The following is a 22,342-nucleotide window of genomic DNA, read 5'->3' on the forward strand; positions in this document are numbered from 1 at the left end:
GGCCAAAGCCCGCAGGGCATCAAGCGATGAAGCGCACTCCGGGTTTGGCGCGCTCGTCCACGGTCAGTTCGAACACATCCGGTCGGGCGTAGTGGCCAACCACGTCAAAGTCATAACGGGCGCGTACCAGGTCGTCGGTGTCGATTTGTGCAGTGAGCAGACCGGCGCTATCACGCAACGGTCCGGCGAGGATGTCGCCCATGGGACCGACGATCACGCTGCCGCCGGCGATCAACGGCCGATCCGCCGGCCAGTTGGCGATGTCCAGGCCCAGGGCCTGCGGCGATGCCTGGACCTGACAGGCACTGACCACGAAACAGCGTCCCTCATGGGCAATGTGGCGCATGCTGACCTGCCACATCTCCCGTTCGTCCACGGTCGGCGCGCCCCACACCTCCACGCCCTTGGCGTACATCGCCGTGCGCAGCAGCGGCATCATGTTTTCCCAGCACACCAGCGCACCGACGCGCCCGACCTGGCTGTCGATCACCGGCAAGGTCGAGCCATCGCCCTTGCCCCAGATCAGCCGTTCGGTGCCGGTGGGCATCAGTTTGCGGTGTTTGGCCACCAGCCCGGCCTGCGGATCGAGGTACAGCGCGGTGCAGTACAACGTGCTGCCCGCACGCTCGATCACGCCGATCACCAGATTGGCCCCGGTGCGCGCGGACAGCGCCGCCAGCGCCTCGGTTTCCGCGCCGGGTACGTCGATGGCATTGGCAAAATAGCGGGCAAAGGCTTCGCGACCTTCCGGCAGGCGATAGCCCAATTGCGTGCCAAAGCCCTCGCCTTTGGGATAACCACCCAGCAGCGCTTCGGGCATCACCACCAACCCGGCACCGGATTCGATGATCGCGTTTTCATAGGACAGGATCTGTTCCAGGGTGTCGGCCTTGCCACCGGGCATGGCGCCGATTTGCAGGGCTGCAACGATTGATTTGGGCATCTCGCAAACTCCATTCGCATCAGGGGTTGCTCATTCTCCGGCCTCACATGATCATCAATAAAGACCGATTCACTGCTGAATGATATGAGCCAAATGAATATCACCGACGTCGACCTCAACCTGCTCAAAGTCTTCGAAGCGCTGCACGAGGAGTCCAGCGCCAGCCGTGCCGCCTTGCGCCTGGGCGTGACGCAATCGGCAGTCAGCGCAGCCTTGCGTCGGTTGCGCGAGGTGTATGCCGATCAACTGTTCGTGCGCACCGGACGCGGCCTGGCCCCCTCGCTCAAGGCCAATCAGCTCAAACCGGTGGTCAGCGATGCCCTGAACAAATGCCGGCAGAGCCTGGCGATGGTCGATCCGGCCGCGCAACAGTACGAAGGTCGCTCGGTCACCGTGGGAATGTCAGATGATTTCGAGATTGCCTACGGCCGGCGGCTGATCGAAGAAGTTGCCCGCAGCGCGCCGAAATTGCGCCTGATTTTCCGTCAGACCCACAGCCAGATCGTCGCCCAGGCGTTGATGGAGCGCAGCATTGACCTGGCGATTACCGCGGGCGGGTTTGCCGAGCGGCTGCTCAGCCGTCAGGTGCTGGGGGAAGGTGGCTATCTGTGCCTGGTGGACCCGTCGAGCCTGGTCGAGAATCAGCAGAGCATTAGCCTTGAGGAGTTTGTGGCCCGCGAACACATTCTGGTGTCGTCCGGCGGTTTTATCGGGATTACCGATGAAGGATTGGCGGCGCTGGGGCTCAGTCGACGGGTGTGCGCCTCGACCACGCACTTTGCCGCGTTGCCGCATTTGCTCAAAGGCAGCCAGGCCGTGGCGACCATTCCGGCCCATGCCGCCCAAAGCATCGCAACGCTCAGCGGACTGGCGTTGCTGCCCTGCCCTTTGGCGTTGCCGCGTTACCCGATCGAGCTGGGCTGGCGCACCAGTACCCAGCTCGACCCGGTGGTGTTGAAAGTGCGCGAGGCGATTGTCGCGAGTTTCTCGTAGGAGCTGCGGCAGACTGCGATCTTTTGATGTTTTCTTTTCGGCGACTGCTGCGCAACAAGATCAAGCTCAAGATCAACAGATCGCAGCCTTCGGCAGCTCCTACTTGGCCGCCATCAAGCGATTGACTTCACTGCGCACCATGTTGGCGAATTCCGGAGGCGACATGCCGTCCAGTTCGGCGCGTACCCATTCGGCCCATTTGCCTTTGCGTTTGGCCCGTTCGCCGAACAACCGTGCGGCCTCGCCCTTGGCTTTGCCCAGGTTGTTTTGCCAGAGTTCGAACAGACGGGATTTCTCGTCTTCAAGCGCAGCGCGCTCGGCGAGGGGTTTGTCGGCCAGATTGAAGCTCATGGGAGTTTCCTGCTGCGTAAAATAGGCGACATCTTACACTGTAGGACGAAATGTCCTGCGCCGGTTTTTCAGCAAGATGGCCTCTCCGGGCAAAATAGCTGCAACTTTTCCGACGGCGACTGACTCCATTGTTCACTATCCACTTACCTGCAAGGAGTACTTCAATGGCCCGCAAAACCGCCGCGCAAGCCGCCGAAGATCAAATCAAGGATCAAGCGTTCAGCGAGCTTCAATCGCTGATCGAAGAGTCGGAAAAGCTGCTGAAAAGCAGCGCCTCGCTGGTCGGGGAAGAAGCGGAGACCCTTCGCGGACAAATCGCCCTGAAACTCCAGCAGGCCAGGGATTCGGTAAGCAGCGTACGCGACCGGACCCTGCCCGCGGTCGAGGCCACTGAAACCTATATCGGCGGGCATCCATGGCAAACCGTGGCGATTTCTGCCGGGTTTGGACTGGTGGTGGGGTTGTTGCTGGGCCGTCGCTAAGCACGGGCAAACACTGAACCCTGTGGGAGCGGGCTTGCTCCCACAGGGGTTGCGTTAATTAGACATTATTTGCCATTACCTCGGATCACTCCCTTGCCAGCTCCCGCAAGTTCGCCAGCGTCTGCGCATCCAGCTCAATGCCATTGACCTGTGATTTGGCGCGTTGATGGTGACGCCGGTCACCGGGCAAACGCTTCAAACCGACGCCGTGCATTTGCCGCACCAGTTCCTGGCTGCGCTCGGCAAAGCTTTGCCCCACCGCTTTGCCCGGGTCGATCACGATAAGCAATTGGCCAGTCCAGGGCGTCTTGGCGCCGGGATGGTTCTTCCAGTCGAATTCGAAGGAAAAATTGCCGCCGGTCAGTGCCGCCGCGAGCAACTCGACCATCATCGACAATGCCGAGCCCTTGTGCCCGCCAAAAGGCAGCAACGCACCGCCCTCAAGAATCGCTTTCGGGTCTGTGGTCGGCTGGCCGAGGCTGTCCACGCCCATCCCTGCCGGCAAGCGTTCGCCCTCGCGTGCGGCAATTTGCACATCGCCATGGGCAATGGCACTGGTGGCCAGGTCGAAGACAATCGGTGCGCCATCGGCCCGCGGCGCAGCGAAGGCAATCGGGTTGGTGCCGAACAGCGGCCGGTCGGCGCCGTGGGGCACCACGCAGGTCATGCTGTTGACCACGCTCAAGGCCACGAGGCCTTCATCGGCGAAGGGCTCGACATCCGGCCACAAGGCAGCGAAATGGTGCGAGTTACGGATTGCCAGCACCGCAATGCCGGCACTTCGGGCCTTTTGCACCAGTAGTCCACGTGCAGCCGCCAGGGCCGGTTGCGCAAAACCGTTAGCGGCATCGACCCGCACAAACCCTGAAGCCACATCTTCGACCACCGGAACGGCCTGGCCATTGACCCAGCCGCTTTGCAGCGTCGAAACATAACCCGGAATCCGGAATACCCCGTGACTGTGCGCGCCGTCGCGCTCGGCACCGGCGCAGTTTTGCGCAAGCACCCGGGCAACGTCGGCCGACGTGCCGTGACGCAGAAAAATCTTCTCCAGCAAAGCGCTCAGCGCTTCGAATGACAGGTGTGACGAGATCGCAGTAGACGTGTGATCGTGTGGCGCAGACATCTGAAGCTCCAGACTAATTATTGGAGGGAACAACAGCGTACAAAGACCCGCCGATTAACAACGCGCGGCGAGCGACCTGTCAACCTTTCGCTCAGGGTCAATTAGGTATATGCGTGTCACGAATGCCCACGGCCCGTGCGTTATCTATTTACCGCCTGCATCATCCCGCCGGCTTTTAGTCTCGAAACTCAATCCACAGGCGCCCTTGAATGGCACCTTGAACGAGACTCGACGATGCCTGCATCTTTAACTCCGCTGTTTTTCCCCGAGGCACTGTCGTCGCCCGGCCTCTGGAGAGAACTTGGCAAAACCCACGGGCTGACGCAAAAGGACTTCGAATGGTTCAGCCATATCGAACTGGCCAGCCAGGCCCTGCGCGATGAGCAGACGCCGCCCATGCTGGCGAAAAAAATCCTGCTGAAAATACCGGGACTGGAACATTTGGCGCTGGCCGGCAGTTTTTTGCTGACCGCGACACCCGATGACAACGGCGTGATTCTCTACACCCCGTACGCCGGGATACAGAAGTTCACTGACCGTTCGGCCATGACCGAACAGCTGGTGAAACAACTCAAAGTGGCCGACGAAGACGATAATCTGCTGGCCTTCATGGCGCTGTCTCAACGCAGGACGGTAGTGGACGCCGTGACCATCGAGCTGGACTTTCAAACCATCGAAGGCGACGTGTTCGAGGACCAGCGCAACACCCTCTCCAGCCGTCAGCAGATCAATGACCAGGCCCTGCTCGATGAGCTCAAAGCGCTGCCGTCCCTGACGTCGCTGCTCGAAGCATTGCTCAGTGAACAGCTGGCTACAGCTTTTCCAGGTCTGGACCAGCGTCAGACCCAGGTGAATTTCTACCTGGCGACAACGCAAGAAAGCGCTGGAGAAAGCCATCTGACGCGACGCTGGGTCAACTCCCTGTCCCTGAGTGACGCGATACTCCTGCACTATCGTCATCAGCGTTGGCCGTCCGGACAGTCCCATGAATTTTCCCATCCGAAAAAAACCTCGGCAAAAGCCGACCAGCCAATCTGGGAAGCCGCCGTCACTACGATCTCGCGCAAACTCGTCAGCCTGCTGGTCAGGCAGCTCGAAGGTTTCTGGGCTGCGGCGAGTGTCGATGGCGCATCGCGTCGCGCATTCTTCGGCCGGGCCATCGCCGATCAGGCACAAGTGCAACTGCTGCTCAAGCGCGAAGCCGGGATCATCACCCCGGAGCAAAGCCAGGATTTGCATGCGTTGATCTCGACGGCCAGCCGGGCGAACCAATCAATGACGGTCGAAACCGTGTGTCTGTGGGAGCACCGGGCCAACTATGTTGAGTTGGCCGGCTCACTGATGGTCAGCGCCAGCGATGCGTTTCTCTACACACCCACCCGAGGCCTGCAGGTGCTCAAGGACTATCAGGACTTGCGCGATACGGTGCTGAGCAAGTTCAGCGCGGCCGGGCACGAGGACGAGCTCTATGGCCTGCTGAGCCTGGACGAACGCCAGCGCTTCATCGGTTTTGACCGGCCGAATGTGACCGGGGAAGTGATTTCCGGCGCGATCTTCCACAAGCTCTTCGACGCGATCGTCAGCAAGCAACTGCAGAACATGGAATATGCCCTGCAGGTGTTCCGTCACAGTGACGGTACCGTGAACATCCACGCCCTGTTCGACAAGGCGCTGGATATCCGCTCGATGATCAGCGAGCGGCTGCTGACACTGGAGACCGACGGACGCTGGAGCACACGGCCCGTGTTAACCGGCGATCAGCATCCTTCCGCGGTGCTGGCGGATACCGCGGCAGCTTTCGCCAAGACCTTCAGCGACATCGAAACACTGATCAACGCAGATTTTTCGGCGCAACCGGTCGCTTCGCGGGCCTTGCAACGGGTTTATCTCGAAAACATGAAAACCCGCCTGGCCCATGCGCTTTCCGTCGGCATCCGGGGCGAGGCCAGTCTGCGCAGGCTCTGCGCGACACTGCGGGATGCGGACCGGGCCATTGTCGAAACGGTATTCAACCCGGATCAGGCAGACCGGCAGAGCCGTCTGTCACTCAAGGGCTTCCGGCCTGATGCCTATTCATTGACGCTGGAGTGCTCCGCTCAGCGCGATGTCCTGCCCCTGGTCCATTGTTTGCTCTTGACCGAGCGTGGCGGGCTCGACGCCTCGCATTCCGGCCGGACGATCCTGTGGACACCCGCCGAGGGCCTGGAAGTCTTTGACACCATCAGTCGTGCACGGCTGGAACTGAACCGCCGCCTGCTCGACCCACGACAACGCCTGGCGCTGCTGGACAACCTCACCCCCACCCAGCGCGTCTTTCACCAACGCTACTCACTGGGACCGCTGCGGCTGATTGAAGGATCTGTATTGGAGCGGGTCGCGCAATCGTCAATCGAGCACTTTCTGGCTCGCTGCGAACACGTAGGCACCTTCGATCTGAGCGAAACGAAGCAGAATAAAGCCCTGAAATCCCTGAGCACAACGGCCTTCAACGCCAACCTGCAAAGAGCCACCTCGATTGCCCGTGCGATCAGCCGGCAGCAGTCCCTGCCCGCCTGGCTTGGAATGGCTCCGCTGGAAGACCAGCGTCAGCACCTTGAATTGCTGGAGCAATACCGCAACAGCGTTGATGAGGACAAAGACTATTTGCACGGAATCAAACCCCTCAGGTCGTATGTGCATGAGACGTTGACGTCATTGCTCGGCAGCCGCTTCCCTGAAAAAACGCTGGACCCCGACAACATCGAAATCACCCCCCACCTGGCCCTGGTCGGCCCCGCAAGGGGCCTCACTGAGTTCGCCCTGAACCATGTCAACATCGCACAGGGCACCGGGTTCAAAGTCAGCTCGGCAACCCTTCAAGCCCTGCCCGCTGGGTTGGACCAGGCGGCTGTCCGTCAATTGTTGCTGTCATTGAACATCGCGCAAAACTACGCCAGACAGGTCACCGACAACTTGTCGAATCAAGCAGCTGACGTCGAAAACCGAATGCTGCGTTTCGTCAAACAACTGCCCTGGCAACTACTGCAACACGCCCACGAACTTAAGCTGCGGCAACGGCTGTCCGGTAGTGCTTTCGATTTGCTTCGCCAGGTACTGGACATGCCGGACGCCATCGCCCGGGCTATTGTTCAGGGAGCACATGCGATTGTCCGGCCACTGGAACTGATCAAGACAACCGGCGCCGCCGCCGTCAAAGCGCTGGGCCTTTACCTGATCGGCCCTGGCGGTGGCAACACAGGCCCACAAATTCTCTATGCCCCCTACCATCCCGGAGGCTCGCCGTTTGTAGAGTTTGAAAATGAGGCCAGCGTTGTCTCGGCGTTCAACACGCCGGGACTCTTGCAGGAAATGTTGATACGTCGCCTGCCAGACAGTGAGCAGACAGTGTTTCGCAACCTGTTCGAATCCACCATTGGCCAGTTGAGCGAAATGACGCTTGCGTCCAACCCCATCGGCGGCAACGTACTCACCCGTTTTTTCCATGACAACACCCAACTGCTGACACGATTGCTCGGCAGCCAGTCGCATGTTTCAGGCCAGTCGGACTGGGAGGCTGCCAAACACCTGTTCAGCTCCGGAATCAATCTCTTTTCGGGGCTGTTACCGGGCAAACTCGCGTATCTGCAGTTTCTGTGGAATGCCTACAAGGACGCGCGAAACTCGGCCGAAGCGCTGCAGGACCATCACTGGAAAACTGCATTGCTGGATTTTATTGCCGGTGCGGTGCAGATCGTGACGTTGGGCCGGTTATCGCTTGAAGGATGGGCCGACAGCGCCCAGGCAACCGGTGAAGCCATCGCTCAACCGATTGCCACCCCCGTGATTGCGCAAGCCTGGTCGCAGGTCCGTTCGACAGCACCGTTGCGTACACGACTGCAACCGTTCGAAACCACCGTCGAACTGAAGAACCTGACGAAAAACCGCACTGACGGCACCTATCTCGAAGCGGCCAGCCGGAAAACCTTCGCCGCCATTGCCGGCAAGGTGTACGGCGTGAACAAGACCGGAGCGGTTTGGCGAATGGTCAAAGGCGAAGAAGAAGGCCCCGTGTTACTGACGACGCCTGACAAGCAACTGGTGACCGACCCGGACACCCACACCGTCCATTTCGGCAAAGCCCTCTCGAAAATGCACAATCAGTTTGCCAACGCCTATGTTGCCAGGCAGGTGCTGAACATCGAGGCCCGGGGGATGGAGGAAATCCGCGCGAAACATCCCGAAAAAGCCCGCATGATCGTGCAGGCCATCGACGTGGCTCGCTATTACGCGTTCAACAGCCTGCACAACCTGGTGCAACTGCGCAAACTCGTCCCGGGCACACGGCTTGATACCTTCCTCAAACAGTTCTTTGATGTTGGCCAGGTCGACAACGCACTGATCGACAAAATCAAACAGGCCATCGTTCCCGTCTGCAACGCGCTGGTCGATCCCGATGAAGACTGGATGAACTCGCAACGTTTTATCGTGGGTTCAAGCCGGAACCCGAAGGACAGCCTCGTCGCGTTTGTCCTGGACAAGGATCAACAGCGCAATGTGCATTTCACGGAAAGATTCTTCGATCAACAACTCGACTGGTACAAATCCTGTTTGACACAACCCTTCGACGTCGACGGCCACAGCCAGGCCGCGACGCTGATACACGAGTTCGCTCATTTGTTTTCCGGGGCCGTGGACATTGCATACCTTGAGGCCAGGCGACCGTTCAGCGATCTGGTGGCATCGATCACCGCCTATGGCGCAGACATGAAACAGTCTCAGATGGACTTCCAGCGAGTAGCCTTGTCGATGGAAACACCCAAGGAAGAATTGTTCGCACGCTGGAACAGTGGGCTGCAAACGTGGATCAGCCTGGATTCGATTCCGGATTCTTATCACGTCGGCAAGGCCATTCTGCGGCTGACGGGCAGCAAGACCATGGAGAAGGCACGGGAAGCTTTTTTGAACGGGCAGGATTCGAAGATCCGAACCGACGTCATTTTGCACAATGCCGACTCGATCGCCTTTCTGATCTGCCAAATGGGTCGACAACTGGACCCGGTGCCGGTCACTTCGACCACTGATACCTGATCCCGACGTAATAACGCGCAGATCTCCGGGTCTGCGCTCCACAGCGGGAATTATTTTGATCTTTTATTCACCCGTCCTATGGATACTGCTACCCAAGCAGCAAGTGTTCCAGAGGCGAGGCGTTGAAAAAAAACTACACATTGATGGTTAAATGCCATGACTGATGTTCTCGCAGACTTCCCCCCAAGGTTAGAATGCACGAAATCAGGATGAGCCAATGACCGACCACACGCTCTCGGAAGCCGAATACGACGCCATCACCGATGCCGCTGCGCATTGGTGTATGCGTTTGCACGCCAATGACTGCACCGAGCAAGAGCGCCAGGCGTTCGAGCAATGGCGTGATGCGCATCCGCTCCACGCCTTCGAGTACGAAGCGATGCTGGAGATCTGGGATGTCGCTGGCGACCTGCCGCGTCCCGAGCCCGTCGTGCCTCTGGTTCGCACTCAACCGGAAAACCCGTGGCGGCGCCTGGGTATTGCCGCGGCGATATGCGCACTGGCACTGCCTTTGGCCGGTTATGGCGGCTGGCACCTGGGCTGGGTACCGAACGCGTACCAGCATTTCGAAGCGACCGACAATGTTCGCACGGTCACCTTGAAGGACGGCAGCCAAGTGGAACTGAACCTGGGCAGCGAGCTGACCTACAGCAACTACAAGGATCAACGGCAAGTCACGCTGAAAAAAGGCGAAGCCTTTTTCAATGTCAGCCATGACACCCGTCACCCGTTTGTGGTCAAGGCCGCCGAAGGCCGGATTCGCGTGACCGGCACCCAATTCAACGTCTGGATGTATGAAGACCAGGTCAAGGTCAATCTGATCGAAGGCTCGGTACTGGTCAGCAGCAACGCCGGCCAGCCCGGTGACGGCTTGCGCCTCGACCCGGCGATGCAGGCCGGTTATCGCCACGGCGACTTCATTCCCCGCGTCAGCCAGACCTATGACAATGACAGTTCGCTGGCCTGGCGCCAGGGCAAACTGGTACTCGACGATCTGGCACTGAGCGATGCACTGCCCTTGATCAATCGCTACCTGGACAAACCGTTGATGGTCGCTGACAACAGCACCGGCTCGATCCATATCGGCGGCATCTACAACATCAGAGAGATCAACGGCCTGGTGAAGTCCTTGCCGCGGGTCCTGCCGGTCTACCTGACCCGTAACCAGAACGGCAATCTGGTGGTCAACGCGATTCCGCAAACATCCCCGAAAAGCTGAAAAGGCCGCCACCCTTGCGGGGTGCGGCCTTCAGCGTTCATGCAATGCTCCACGACCTTACTGCGCAGTCACCTTTGCATCCTGCTGACGAATCGTCTGCACCTGATAGTTCGGATCGGACAGGATCTGTTGCTCGGTAAAGGGCAGCACGCTCCATTGCTTCTTGGAAAAGGCCTGCGTCTGGTCCCGTGAAAACTTCGAGGCCGGGTCACTGGACAGCGAGAACGCGAGGAGCCCTTTGGCCTGTGGTCCGTTTTCGTCAAAGGTCACCACTTGCAGGTAACTGGTGCCGCTGACCACTTCGCGCTTGCCATCGCTGCGCGGCACGCTCTGGATGGCGTTATAGACGCCCAGCGTCCCCGGTCCGCCGTGGATTGGCGTCTGTTTCCCGCCGCTGCTGACCACCTGGATATCGCCCCAACGGCTGTCCGGCTTGAGACCTGACGCCTTGACCTGTTCAGCCGAAGCCAGCATCGCTGCCCGTAGCGCCATCGCTACGTCCGGGTGATCGACCGCGAGTCCACGCGGAGTCTGTTGCGGGTCCGGAGGATCGAACGCCACGCGCCATACGTCCGGCACTTGTTCCAAAGACTCCATGACATTCTGGAAATGCACAAAGCCCAGACCACTGTTGAGGTTGGCCTTGCGGTCCCATGCCTTGAGGCTGGCGCACAGTGGCGTCAGCGTTTTTGCATCGGCACCGAGATCCGCCTCGCAGAATTGCAGCAGGTCCGGCATCACTTGATTCGCCTGATAAACCTGATCGTCCATGACCATGTGTTGTAAATCCGCCGCCCCGACCTGGATCAAGGTACTCAAACGCTCCAGGGCAAAACGTGATCGCAAACTCAATGGCTGGCCATCCTGGCTGATCAGCGGCGAATAGCCGGTCAGCGGTTGCGCCGGGTTGGCCATCCAGGCCGAATCGTTGGAGTGTTGGACAAAATCCTTGCGCAGCAATTGCGGTAACTTGTCCGCCGCATAGATACCCTGTTGTGGCGCCTGCGGGTCGATGTCCCAGGCACAGGCGCTGTTGGAACCGTCAAGGATGATCATCTGCAGGCCGATCCGCGGATCGCTGCACTGCGCCAGCTTGTCGACACTGACGTTGGGCACCACCGAGAGGTTCATGTACAGCGTCTGCCCCTGATCGTCGGCCGCCAGCGTGTTGACCCACGGAATGCCCTGGATCTTGTGCACCGAGGCCTGGAAGTCCTTGAGGTTTTCGGCGCGGTTCATCGCATGCCACTGCTGCAGGACGCGGTCGTTATCCAGATTGGCATCACGCAGGCTGAAGGCGTACTGATGATCCCAATCCAGTTTTCCCGGCCATTGCACCACCGGACCGAACTTCGAGCTGTAGACCACCCGGGAAATCGCCTGGACCTGCCCGTCCGCCTGCCTGACGTTGACGGTCAGGGTCTGCCTGTCCATCGGCAAGGACTGGCCGTCGAGCAGGTACCGGGTCGAATCCTTGGGATCCAGTTGCAGGCGGTACAGCGTGAAGTGTTTGGACGAATCCACGGTGTGGGTCCAGGCCAGATGTTGATTGAAACCGATGTTGATCACCGGCAGGCCGGGCAATGCCGCGCCCATCACGTCCAGCTTGCCGGGAATGGTCAGGTGCATCTGATAAAAACGCATGCCGCCCACCCACGGAAAGTGCGGATTGGCCAGCAACATGCCGCGACCGTTAAAAGAACGCTCGCTGCCGACCGCGACGGCGTTGCTGCCCCGGTCCAGGGCAAAGCGCTGCATCCGCGTCGCGGCCACCTGGAACGCCGGCTGCGCGTTTGCCGCCTGGGCCACGGCTTTGGGTGGCGTGGCACCGGCCAGGGCTTCGGCAAACTGGCCGACGCCGCCTTTGACCAACAGGCGCCGGGTCAGCTTGACCAGATCCATTGCCGTGATGTCGCGCACCCAATCGCCCTGGCACTGCGGCGGCAAACCCTGGGCGCGACGTTCGCTCAAGGCGCGGTTGTACCCCGCCACATAGCCTTCAATCAGCTCACGCACTGGCGGGGTCTGGGCCTGCCAGAAACCGGCGACCGCCTGCGGAGTGTTCAGCCAGGTGAAAAACACATCGCTGACCAGGTTCTCACGCTCCTCAACGGTGAACTGATCCGGCCCGAAATACCGCGAACGTTCGCCGTTCACCGTGGTGATCTCGTTGGCCAGCAGGCACAGATTGTCCTGGGCGTAGGCATAGCCGATGCCGTAGCCGAGCCCGCGTTCGTTGTCGGCGCGGATGTGCGGCACGCCGAAACTGGTGCGGCGAATGTCCGCGCTCGCCCCAAGGCTCAGCCCCAGGCTCAAACCCAGAGTCACACCCGCCAGGCGCAACCTGGTTAACTGGCTGGAAATAATCACGCTCGCTCCTGATCGAAAAAAAGATGGCTACAGCTGCGCATACCCACTCGCACCGTGCCTCCCTGTAGGGACGAAGCTCACATCAAAAATTTAGGTTCTTCACGGAATCCCGGAGAACACATATAACGAAATATCTGTAGGGGCTGCCTTCGGCAGCTCCTACAGGGGAACGCGTGCAACACCAAACAACGAGGTCGAGCGTTAGCTCGCCTCGCGGTGCTGTTGCGGTGCACGCCCCCTCGAGAGGCCGAGCGCAGGTTCTGCGCAGTGGACAACCCGGCATGGATGCCGGGTTAGCCGCCCCCGGCCATGGATGGCCGATGGCGGCGGGCCCACGGAGCAGGACCGGAGCGAGGGCATGCCGAGCCTGGGCGAGGCACCGAACGTCAGGGGCAAGAGCCCTTGGTTACTTGGGGCCGGGCGGCGTTCCGCTTTTCCAAGTGACCCGCCGTAAAGGCGGAACCATAAGTGGCCGTTACCGCAGCAATGAATATGTACACCAGGAAGAAAATGGCCGGCCGTCAGTTGCCATCGCTGGCAAGCCAGCTCCTACAGGTATCGGTATTCCCCGGGATTGCGTGAAGAACCAAAATTTAGGATTTTACCGCGCATCGGCGCGTGGACTGACAGGTTGATCACACGATGGCGACAAATTTTCTACATTTGAGCCTTCATGATTTGCGCTGCTCATGCGTCTAGTCTTGCAAGAGCGCCCACTTTTTCCTGATCAGGCTCTGAAAAGGAGTTTTGCAATGTACAACTCGCAACTGCCAATGGACGGTAGCAATGCGCCAAAGGGTACTTCCATGGGAGTCAGCGTATTCGAGCCGCGTACCGATCGTCACCGCAACGAACGGATCAGGATCCTGCTCAAAAGCTTTGGCCTGCGCACCAGCCTGATCCGTCTGAAAGTCATCGATGCCCTGCTGACGGCCGCCGAAAGCGACCGCAGCCTTGGCGTGCGCGGCGTGCACAGCCAATTGCTGGACCTGGACATTCCCTTGTCGTTTCTCAGCGTGCGTGAAGTGCTCAAGCGCTTGTGCAGCGAAGGCGTGATTGTCCTCAATCCCGACAAAAGCTACAGCCTGCATCCCCAGGCTGCTGCCATTCTGCGCAACCAGTGATTGAATGATCAGGGCTTGACCTTGCGGCGCATCACGCCATTGACGACCACCACGACCACCGCCACGCCTATGGCGATGTACTGGAACATTTTTTCGCTGATGACGCCGGTGTTCTGCAACCAGGAAAGGCCAAACATGATCCCCAGCACCACCAGGGAGATCAGAATCGAGTATTTCAAACGTTGCGACTGAGTCATTGCGGGTTCCTGAATCTGAAAATGTATCCGGTTTGTATCGATACGCATGCCAAGTGCCTACCCTGTTTCGGGGATAAACAACTACAAGCGGGGTCTCATGTTACAGCCGATGAAGAGTTTTAGCTTCATAACGGCAATAACCATGAGGACTTTCACATGTTGCGTCGAATCACATTGCTGATGCCTCTGCTGGCCATCCTGAGCTTGAGCGGTTGCATTGTTTTCCCCCACGGGGGCTGGCACCACGATCACCACGACGACCATGGCGGACCGGGTTACTACCAACATCGTTAACAGCTATTCAACCTCCTGAATCCTTTCGATAGAAGTCATTGCCGGGCTGGGCACACAGCTCAACCAGCCAATCGACAAACACACGTACCCGCCGGGATAACTGGCGGTGCGGCGGATAAAGCGCCGTCATCGGCATGCCCGGCGGCGGCACTTCCCCAAGCACTTCACGCAATCGCCCCTCCTGCAGTTGCCGGGCGACGTGATAGTACGGCGTCTGCACCAGCCCATATCCGGCCTCGCACGCTGCCAGATAACCATCGGCACTGTTGACCGCCACCTGCTTGGGCAGATCGACCGAATGCACCTGGCCATCCACGACAAACTCCAGCCCATAGCGTTTTGCGTTGCCGGAGATGTACTCGACCATCCGGTGCCCGTCCAGGTCGTTCAAGGTATGGGGCGTTCCGTGCCGCTGCAGGTAGTCAGGACTGGCACAGGTCACCTGATCCATCATCACCAGCGGCCGTGCCACCAGCGAATCGTCCAGCGGCGAGCCTGCGCGCAACACACAATCGACACCTTCGCGAATCAGGTCCACCGGCCGGTCATTCAAACCTATTTCCAGCTCGATCAAGGGATAGCGGGCCGTGAATTGCGGCAGCGCCGGAATCACCACCAGGCGCCCCACTCCCGCCGGCATGTCCACCCGCAACAAGCCCTTTGGATTGTGGCGCGCCGCGCTGAACACCGCTTCGGTCTCTTCAAGATCCGCCAGCAAGCGCACGCAACGCGGGTAATAGGCCGCACCGTCGAGCGTCAGGCTGATCTGCCGCGTGGTGCGTTGCAGCAGTTGCACCCCCAGATGTGCCTCCAGTTGCTTGATCAGGATGGTCACCGAGGCCCGGGGCAATTGCAGGCTGTCGGCGGCCTTGGCAAAGCCACCGAGTTCGACGATTCGGGTAAAGACGCGCATGGCGTTGAAACGGTCCATTGCTGGTTCCACCGACAGATTGTTTAGATTTAACGAACAGTGATAGCCGTTTTAGCCGGTTTATCTTGTTTCTGTCGAGGCGAACAATAGCGACTCACTTCACAGGGAGCTGATTTCATGCACACACGTCAATTGGGAAAAAACGGTCCGCAGGTGTCGGCCATCGGCCTGGGCTGCATGGGCATGACCGACTTCTACACCACCGGCACGGACACCCGCGAAGCCACGGCCACCCTGCATCGCGCGCTGGAACTGGGCGTCAACCTGCTCGATACCGCCGATATGTACGGCCCGCACACCAATGAAGAACTGATTGGCAAGGCCATTGCCGGCAAGCGCGATCAGGTGTTCCTGGCCAGCAAGTTCGGTATCGTCCGCGATCCGGCCAACCCCACCGCCCGGGGCGTCAACGGTCGGCCGGAATACATTCGCCAGTCCGTCGACGGCAGCTTGAAGCGTCTCGGCGTGGACACTCTGGACCTGTATTACCAGCACCGAATCGACCCACAGGTGGCTATCGAGGAAACCGTCGGCGCCATGGCCGAACTGGTCAGTGCCGGCAAGGTGCGTTACCTGGGATTGAGCGAGGCATCGGTGGCGACCCTGGAACGGGCACACAAGGTTCATCCGATCAGTGCGTTGCAAAGTGAATATTCATTGTGGAGCCGTGACCAGGAAGAAAACGGTTGCCTGGCGGCCTGCCAGCGTCTGGGCGTCGCCTTTGTGCCTTATAGCCCGTTGGGCCGAGGGTTTCTGACCGGCGCATTGAAAAGCCCGGATGATTTCGCGGCGGACGACTACCGTCGCTTCAGCCCGCGCTTCCAGGGCGAAAACTTCACGAAAAACCTGCTACTGGTGCAGCAAGTGCAGGCGCTGGCGGCGGAAAAAGGCGTGACGGCGGGCCAACTGGCGCTGGCATGGGTGCTGGCCCAAGGCGACTACCTGATTCCGATTCCGGGCACCAAACAACGTAAATACCTGGAAGAAAACGTGGCCGCACTGCAGGTGACGCTAAGCGCCGAAGAACTGCAAGCGCTGGAGGCGGTCTTTGCAGCGAATGCCACCGCAGGCCTGCGTTATCCGGAAGAAGTCATGAAACTGCTCGACCGCTAAGGGTTGCCGGCCCGCTCGATGAACCGGGCGGGCCGGGCAACATGGCGTCAGGCCTCTTCCGAGAGAACACTGCCGGGCCTCACCATGGGGCCGTTGTTCTTGCCGTAGGTTTCCAGGTTTTGCAGCACGTAGATCGCTTTTTTGAACTCGGGAACCAGGTAGTTGGCGTACTTGTTACCCTTGAGATTGTTATTCTGGATGTTCTCCAGTTGCGTGGCGAAATATTCCAGTGCATTGAACTTCGCATCAGGGTCCTTGATGCCAAACCGGTCGAACTTGTCACCGGCATTGCTCAGCGTGACCGCCGTCACATCACTGATCAGGCCGCGCTCTTTCAGAAAGACACTGAGACTGCCCATGGACTTGACTGAAATATCAGTAGGATCAAAACCCTTCATCTGCTTGCGCAATTTCATCTTGTCCATCTTGACTGTATCCAGCTCGACTGGATTGTTGCCCACCAGGTCAAGCATCTGCCTGACCTTGACGCTCTGGGGAACAGGCTTTGATCTGCTGGCGGTATCTCGCACCAACAGGCCCGCTTTCGCAGTCCAGGCGCCGGTATAACCGATAGTCATTGAAAACTCCTTGCTTGACCAAGTTAGGAGGTCAGGAGTATCGGCCGGAGCACTTGAGGCCACCAAACTTTAATTCGGAGTTTTAACAATTATCGTACAATTCAGATACATGCTGTAAAACTTCTTGTTTATTGGGTATTAGCACCTTGAAGAATGGTCCTTCAGACTTTTCTTACATGGCGACTAGTTGGTTTTCATCAACACCGATACTTACCCTCGGCATTTCAACCTGACGATTTTGTAATGCGCCCCTCATCTGCCTGACAGCGATGATCTACCATCATCTAACAGCGGATCTTTGTAGCAATTAGAAACACTCCTTGAATACCCGCCCAATAAAAAGGGTCAAAATGCGTTTTTTTGCCCGTTAACCGAGACGAACCCATGCGAAACCCTCTGCGTCTGATCGCCCTGAGCGCCCTGTTCATGTCCTCCCTGGCCCAGGCCGCCGACCTCATCCCGATTGAGGTTCATCGCGACGCCAACTGTGGCTGCTGCAAAAAATGGATCACTCATCTGCAGGCCAATGGCTTCAAGGTCGAAGACCACGTCGAAGCCAACATGAGTGAGTTCAAGCAACAGCATGGTGTGCCGCCGCGCCTGGCGTCGTGCCACACCGCGTTGATCAACGGCAAATTCGTCGAAGGTCATGTCCCGGCCGACCAGGTCCTGGCCCTGAGCAAGCGCGACGATCTGTTGGGCGTCGCCGCCCCCGGCATGCCCATGGGTTCGCCCGGCATGGAAATGGACGGCATGAGCGATGCCTATCAGGTCATTGGCCTGAAAAAGGATGGCACTGACGTGGTGGTTGCGGATTACCCCGCCCATTGATGTCCAGCGCGTACCTCGGGCTGTTTTTCGCGGCATTCGGTGCCGCCACGCTGCTGCCGTTGCAATCCGAAGCCGTGCTGGTGGGACTGTTGCTCAGCGATCGGTATTGGCTCTGGGCACTGCTGGCAGTGGCAACGTGCGGCAACGTTCTGGGGTCGCTGCTTAACTGGTGGCTGGGGCGCGGGATCGAGCGGTTCCGCGACCGGCGCTGGTTTCCGGTAGGCCCCCGACACCTGGAAAAAGCCCGGCTGCATTACCAACGCTACGGCCATTGGTCATTGCTGCTCAGCTGGTTGCCGGTGATCGGCGATCCGCTGACGCTGGTCGCCGGGGTCATGCGCGAGCCGCTGGGACGCTTCCTGCTGATCGTCACCCTGGCCAAAGGCGCCCGCTACGGCGTACTGGCCGTGGCGACTTTGGGCTGGATGGGTTGAACCATCAAGGGCGGCGATTGCCTGTGTTTAATGTGGCCCTAATCGAGTCGACCCAGCATGCGGATTTTCCATGGAGCTCTCCCATGTCGCGCGCCCTCACCCGCTGGTTACCCGGCCTGTTGCTGACCGCCGCCCTGCCCGCCATAGCCCACGCCGAAGGACCGGCATACGGCCCCCAATTGCAAGGTTTCGACTACCCCTACACCCTCAAGCACTTCGCCTTTGAATCCCAGGGTCAATCCCTGCAAATGGGTTACATGGATGTTGCCGCCCACGGCAAGGCCAATGGTCGCAGCGTGGTGCTGATGCACGGCAAGAATTTCTGCGGCGCCACCTGGGACACCTCGATCAAAGCCCTCAGCGACGCCGGTTATCGGGTCATCGCCCCGGACCAGATCGGCTTCTGCACCTCCAGCAAACCGGCGCACTATCAGTACAGTTTCCAGCAACTGGCGACGAACACCCAGCAATTGCTCAAGGCGCTGGGCATCCAGAAAGTCACCCTGCTGGGGCATTCCACCGGCGGCATGCTTGCCACTCGCTATGCCTTGCAATACCCCGAACAGGTCGAGCAACTGGCGCTGGTCAACCCCATTGGCCTGGAAGACTGGAAAGCCCTCGGTGTGCCCTATCGCACCGTGGACCAATGGTACGAACGCGAACTCAAACTCAGCGCCGACGGGATCCGAACCTACGAGCGCACCACCTATTACGGCGGCCGCTGGAAGCCGGAATTCGATCGCTGGGTCGACATGCTCGCCGGCCTGAACAAAGGCCCGGGGCATATGCAAGTCGCGTGGAACTCGGCGCTGATCTACGACATGATCTTCACCCAACCGGTGTACTACGAATTCAAGGACCTGAAAGTGCCGACCCTGCTGTTGATCGGAACGTCCGACACTACCGCCATCGGCAGTGACATCGCCTCCCCCGAAATCAAGGCGAAGCTCGGGCACTACGAGGTCCTCGGCAAACAGGTGGCCAAGCTGATTCCCCAGTCCACGCTGGTCGAATTCCCTGGCATGGGCCACGCGCCACAGATGGAAGAACCGGCACAATTCCACCAGGCCCTGCTCGCCTGGCTGAACAAGACCAACCCCGTGCGTTGAAGAGGAAAGGCTGATGCCTGTGCAGATTGCAGTGCTTGATGATTGGCAGGATGTGGCGCGGGATGTGGTGGACTGGTCGGCGCTGGACAGCGTCGGCCAGGTGAGTTTTCTCCATGATTACCCCTCCGATAACCCAGCCCTGGCCGAGCGCCTCGCCGGGTTCGAGGTGATCTGCGTGATGCGCGAGCGCACCCGTTTCGATGAAGACCTGCTGCGCCGCCTGCCGAAGCTCAAACTGCTGGTGACCGGCGGCATGCGCAACGCCGCCCTGGACCTGAAAGCCGCTGCCGCGCTGGGCATACAGGTCAGCGGCAGCGACAGCTACAAACACGCCGCACCGGAGCTGACCTGGGCGCTGATCATGGCCGCAACCCGCAATCTGGTGGTCGAAGCCAATGCCCTGCGTGCCGGCCAATGGCAACAAGGCCTGGGAGGCGACCTGCATGGCAAGACGCTGGCCATCCTCGGCCTGGGCAGCATCGGCCAGCGCGTCGCGCAGTTCGGTCAGGTGTTCGGCATGCGCGTGATCGCCTGGAGTGAAAACCTCACGGCCGAACGAGCAGCACAAGTCGGTGTGACCCATGTCAGCAAGCAGGAATTGTTCGAACAGGCCGACGTGCTGTCGGTGCACCTGGTGCTCAGCGACCGCAGTCGGGGCCTGGTGGACGCGCAAGCATTGGGCTGGATGAAACCCACGGCGCTGCTGGTGAACACCGCTCGCGGACCGATTGTCGATGAAGCGGCACTGATCAAGGCGCTGCAGAAACAACGGCTGGCCGGTGCCGCTCTGGACGTCTTCGAGCAGGAGCCGCTCCCTGCGCACCATCCGTTCCGGACCCTGGACAACGTGCTGGCAACACCCCATGTCGGGTACGTGAGCCAACAGAACTATCAGCTGTTTTTCTCGCAAATGATCGAGGACATTCAAGCCTGGGCGGCGGGCACACCGATTCGTCCGCTGGGTTGATAGCTCGTCATCATGCTTCGTTGGAGCACCGCCCAGATCTTCTATTCGACGAAATTCGTATGTGGGAGCGAGCCTGCTCGCTCCCACAGGGATCTTCAGCGCACATAAAGCTGTGTAAGGCACAAAACCATGCCTGCGCCCCGATATGAGCTTTCCTTGAAAACAACGCAAGATCGCAGTGAATAATTGTTCATGCTGCGGTGTTCTCATGACATCAACCATGAGCATGAGCATGAGATTGCCGGGGCAGTCAGGCCCCTTCAATTGTTCAAGCCGTTGGCTGGCTCAACCTTGCGCTGCCTCTGGCGGGGCGCGACCTGATCTGAAACGCCTGAACCTGTGGAGCAAAGCCCATGAATATTCGTTTTGCCGTTCTGATGACCCCGCTGTTGCTGACCGTTGCGTTGTCCGGCTCCCTCGTCCTGGCCAACGGTGGTGGCGGCGGTGACGACATGCCCACCAGACCCACCTGCCCGAAAGGTCAAGTGCTGGATACCCGATCGAATCGGTGCGTCAGGCAGACCAGCAACCTGGTGCCGGACGAAGACCGCACCAACTATGCCTGGCAACTGGCCAAGGACGGACGTTACGAAGAAGCCCTGGCCCTGCTCGACACGCTGAAACAGCCAAATACAGCAAAAGCACTGAACTATCGCGGCTACGCCACGCGTAAACTGGGACGCACCGACGAAGGCATCGGCTATTACCTGCAATCGGTGAAGCTCGACCCGCAATACGCGCAAGTCCGCGAATACCTCGGCGAGGCCTATGTGATCAAAGGCCGGCTGGATCTCGCGCAGGAACAACTGCAGCAGATCAAATCCATTTGCGGCAGCACTCAATGCGAGGAGTACCAGGACCTGGCCGAAGCCATCAACGACTCATCGAAAACCTGAAAACCTGAGCGGACGGAGGTCGCCATCGCCAGCGATCAGACAATACGAACGGAACTGAACCAGCATCTGGCGCGTTTATGGCGCTACGGCCTGCTGTTGTCCCGTCAACGGCATGTTGCCGATGACCTAGTGCAGGCCACCTGCGTGCGGGCGTTGGAGCGGGCCGGGCAATTCGTGGCGGGAACGCGCATGGACCGCTGGCTGCTGAGCATTCTGCATTCGATCTGGCTCAACGAAATCCGCGCCCAGCGGGTGCGTCAGGGTCAGGGTCAGGTGGATGCCGATGAGGCCTTGTCGTTCGATGGTGAATCCGTGGCCCAGACCCATGTGTTGGCGGCACAGGTCATCCGTCGCGTCGATGCGTTGCCCGAGACCCAGCGCGAAACAGTGTTTCTCGCCTACGTCGAGGGCTTGTCCTACCGCGAAGTCGCCGACGTGCTGCAAGTGCCCATCGGCACGGTGATGAGTCGCCTGGCCGCCGCTCGGGCGAAACTGGCCGAATATCCACCGTTGCACACGGTGCCGCACCCTTACCGAGGAGAACATTGATGAGCGCGAGAACCTCGGACGAACAACTGGTGGCTTACCTCGACAACCAACTCGATGCCGAGCAGCGCTCGCACATCGACGCGGCCATCATCGCCGACCCGATGCTCGGCCTGCGCCTGCAATGGCTGGATCGCAGCAGCCTGTCGTTCAAGGACGCCTACGATGAATTGGCCCGGCAGGCGCCGGTGGATCGTCTGCAAGCCATGCTCGCGACGCTGTCCTCGCCCGTCCGCCCCGGGCTCAACCGGCGCTGGTTCCTTGCCGCCGCGGCCGCACTGTTGGCCGGCGGCGTGCTGGCGGACCGGTTGTTCCTCGGCTGGCAAGCGAGCCAGCAGACCCACAACTGGCGCGGCCTGGTGGCCGATTACATGGCGCTCTACGTGCCGGAAACCCTGGATCATTTACCCGCTGATGAAGCCGCGCAACGGGCACAACTGCGGACCATCGATGCGCGTCTGGGCCTGGACCTCGCGCCGGCAAAACTGAGCCTGCCCCGTGCCGAGTTCAAGCGCGCGCAAATCCTCGAGTACGACGGTGTGCCCATCGCCCAGATCACCTACCTCGATCCGGCGCACGGCCCCATGGCGCTGTGCGTCACCCGCTCCAACAGCGGCAGCCGCCATTTCGCCCGGGAACAGCGGCGCGAGCTGAACATCGTGTATTGGGCTGACATGGAACACGCCTGGATGCTGATCGGGCATCAACCGATGACGGATCTGGAGGAGATGGCGAAGTTGTTGCGCAGTCGGTTGAGCGCTTGAAGCACAG

21 protein-coding genes are annotated in these 22,342 nt (G+C 59.7%); 14 read left to right on the top strand and 7 right to left on the bottom strand.

Going from position 1 to position 22,342, the window contains the following annotated elements; genetic code table 11:
* Nucleotides 1-19: 19 nt before the first annotated feature.
* Complete coding sequence (locus AC1D19_RS00795) at nt 20-943, bottom strand: carbon-nitrogen hydrolase family protein (RefSeq protein ID WP_477754237.1); 924 nt, start codon at nt 941-943, stop codon at nt 20-22.
* Nucleotides 944-1,027: 84 nt separating this feature from the next.
* Here AC1D19_RS00795 and AC1D19_RS00800 point away from each other — a divergent pair, with 84 nt between their 5' ends.
* Nucleotides 1,028-1,936 (top strand): LysR family transcriptional regulator, encoded by a 909-nt coding sequence (locus AC1D19_RS00800; protein WP_477762002.1) that lies wholly within the window; start codon nt 1,028-1,030, stop codon nt 1,934-1,936.
* A 99-nt stretch (nt 1,937-2,035) separates the two neighbouring features.
* Here AC1D19_RS00800 and AC1D19_RS00805 read toward each other — a convergent pair whose 3' ends face one another.
* Nucleotides 2,036-2,287 (bottom strand): hypothetical protein, encoded by a 252-nt coding sequence (locus tag AC1D19_RS00805; RefSeq protein WP_007983592.1) that lies wholly within the window; start codon nt 2,285-2,287, stop codon nt 2,036-2,038.
* Nucleotides 2,288-2,451: 164 nt separating this feature from the next.
* Here AC1D19_RS00805 and AC1D19_RS00810 point away from each other — a divergent pair, with 164 nt between their 5' ends.
* Nucleotides 2,452-2,769: an ElaB/YgaM/YqjD family protein gene (locus AC1D19_RS00810; RefSeq protein WP_477754239.1), complete on the top strand. Its 318-nt coding sequence runs from the start codon at nt 2,452-2,454 to the stop codon at nt 2,767-2,769.
* A gap of 85 nt (nt 2,770-2,854) precedes the next feature.
* Here AC1D19_RS00810 and AC1D19_RS00815 read toward each other — a convergent pair whose 3' ends face one another.
* On the bottom strand, nt 2,855-3,895 hold the full coding sequence (locus tag AC1D19_RS00815) for an Ldh family oxidoreductase (protein ID WP_477762003.1): 1,041 nt from the start codon (nt 3,893-3,895) through the stop codon (nt 2,855-2,857).
* Between the two features lie 234 nt (nt 3,896-4,129).
* Between AC1D19_RS00815 and AC1D19_RS00820 the strand changes: the two genes are divergently transcribed.
* Both AC1D19_RS00820 and AC1D19_RS00825 read left to right on the top strand, forming a co-directional pair.
* Nucleotides 4,130-8,962: a dermonecrotic toxin domain-containing protein gene (locus AC1D19_RS00820; protein WP_477762004.1), complete on the top strand. Its 4,833-nt coding sequence runs from the start codon at nt 4,130-4,132 to the stop codon at nt 8,960-8,962.
* A 217-nt stretch (nt 8,963-9,179) separates the two neighbouring features.
* The gene (locus tag AC1D19_RS00825; RefSeq protein WP_477762005.1) at nt 9,180-10,181 is read left to right on the top strand and encodes a FecR family protein; all 1,002 of its coding nucleotides are present in this window, start codon (nt 9,180-9,182) and stop codon (nt 10,179-10,181) included.
* 57 nt (nt 10,182-10,238) lie between these two features.
* Here the strand turns inward: AC1D19_RS00825 and pvdQ are convergent, their stop codons facing one another.
* Nucleotides 10,239-12,551, bottom strand: coding sequence for a bifunctional acylase PvdQ (gene pvdQ / locus AC1D19_RS00830; protein ID WP_477762006.1), 2,313 nt, complete (start codon nt 12,549-12,551; stop codon nt 10,239-10,241).
* A 752-nt stretch (nt 12,552-13,303) separates the two neighbouring features.
* Between pvdQ and AC1D19_RS00835 the strand changes: the two genes are divergently transcribed.
* A complete protein-coding gene (locus AC1D19_RS00835; RefSeq protein WP_477762007.1) occupies nt 13,304-13,675 on the top strand; it encodes a fe2+ zn2+ uptake regulation protein in 372 nt (123 codons plus the stop codon).
* Nucleotides 13,676-13,683: 8 nt separating this feature from the next.
* Here the strand turns inward: AC1D19_RS00835 and AC1D19_RS00840 are convergent, their stop codons facing one another.
* Nucleotides 13,684-13,872 carry a hypothetical protein gene (locus AC1D19_RS00840; RefSeq protein ID WP_477760646.1) on the bottom strand — a complete coding sequence of 63 codons (189 nt, stop codon included), beginning with the start codon at nt 13,870-13,872 and terminating at the stop codon, nt 13,684-13,686.
* Between the two features lie 156 nt (nt 13,873-14,028).
* On the opposite strand from AC1D19_RS00840, the gene AC1D19_RS00845 reads away from it, so the two are divergent.
* Nucleotides 14,029-14,166 (top strand): hypothetical protein, encoded by a 138-nt coding sequence (locus AC1D19_RS00845; protein WP_477762008.1) that lies wholly within the window; start codon nt 14,029-14,031, stop codon nt 14,164-14,166.
* A gap of 7 nt (nt 14,167-14,173) precedes the next feature.
* Here the strand turns inward: AC1D19_RS00845 and AC1D19_RS00850 are convergent, their stop codons facing one another.
* On the bottom strand, nt 14,174-15,097 hold the full coding sequence (locus AC1D19_RS00850; protein WP_477762009.1) for a LysR family transcriptional regulator: 924 nt from the start codon (nt 15,095-15,097) through the stop codon (nt 14,174-14,176).
* Nucleotides 15,098-15,214: 117 nt separating this feature from the next.
* Here AC1D19_RS00850 and AC1D19_RS00855 point away from each other — a divergent pair, with 117 nt between their 5' ends.
* Entirely contained in the window at nt 15,215-16,210 is a 996-nt protein-coding gene (locus AC1D19_RS00855) for an aldo/keto reductase (protein WP_477762010.1), read from the top strand.
* 47 nt (nt 16,211-16,257) lie between these two features.
* Here AC1D19_RS00855 and AC1D19_RS00860 read toward each other — a convergent pair whose 3' ends face one another.
* Nucleotides 16,258-16,788 carry a hypothetical protein gene (locus tag AC1D19_RS00860; protein WP_477756235.1) on the bottom strand — a complete coding sequence of 177 codons (531 nt, stop codon included), beginning with the start codon at nt 16,786-16,788 and terminating at the stop codon, nt 16,258-16,260.
* Between the two features lie 384 nt (nt 16,789-17,172).
* Here AC1D19_RS00860 and AC1D19_RS00865 point away from each other — a divergent pair, with 384 nt between their 5' ends.
* The 7 genes from AC1D19_RS00865 to AC1D19_RS00895 all read left to right on the top strand — a co-directional run bounded on the left by AC1D19_RS00865 (nt 17,173) and on the right by AC1D19_RS00895 (nt 22,335).
* A complete protein-coding gene (locus tag AC1D19_RS00865; RefSeq protein ID WP_477762011.1) occupies nt 17,173-17,619 on the top strand; it encodes a DUF411 domain-containing protein in 447 nt (148 codons plus the stop codon).
* A complete protein-coding gene (locus tag AC1D19_RS00870; protein ID WP_477762012.1) occupies nt 17,619-18,053 on the top strand; it encodes a YqaA family protein in 435 nt (144 codons plus the stop codon). Before AC1D19_RS00865 ends, AC1D19_RS00870 begins: the two co-directional genes overlap by 1 nt.
* Nucleotides 18,054-18,136: 83 nt before the next feature.
* Nucleotides 18,137-19,162 carry an alpha/beta fold hydrolase gene (locus tag AC1D19_RS00875; RefSeq protein ID WP_477762013.1) on the top strand — a complete coding sequence of 342 codons (1,026 nt, stop codon included), beginning with the start codon at nt 18,137-18,139 and terminating at the stop codon, nt 19,160-19,162.
* Nucleotides 19,163-19,175: 13 nt separating this feature from the next.
* Complete coding sequence (locus AC1D19_RS00880) at nt 19,176-20,129, top strand: D-2-hydroxyacid dehydrogenase family protein (protein ID WP_477762014.1); 954 nt, start codon at nt 19,176-19,178, stop codon at nt 20,127-20,129.
* Nucleotides 20,130-20,482: 353 nt separating this feature from the next.
* Nucleotides 20,483-21,025: a tetratricopeptide repeat protein gene (locus AC1D19_RS00885; protein ID WP_477762015.1), complete on the top strand. Its 543-nt coding sequence runs from the start codon at nt 20,483-20,485 to the stop codon at nt 21,023-21,025.
* A gap of 66 nt (nt 21,026-21,091) precedes the next feature.
* A complete protein-coding gene (locus AC1D19_RS00890; protein WP_477762336.1) occupies nt 21,092-21,574 on the top strand; it encodes an RNA polymerase sigma factor in 483 nt (160 codons plus the stop codon).
* Nucleotides 21,574-22,335, top strand: a complete 762-nt coding sequence (locus AC1D19_RS00895; RefSeq protein WP_477762016.1) for an anti-sigma factor — start codon at nt 21,574-21,576, stop codon at nt 22,333-22,335. Before AC1D19_RS00890 ends, AC1D19_RS00895 begins: the two co-directional genes overlap by 1 nt.
* The last annotated feature ends 7 nt before the right edge of the window (nt 22,336-22,342 follow it).

The sequence above is a fragment of the Pseudomonas sp. P1_C12 genome (assembly GCF_056406435.1).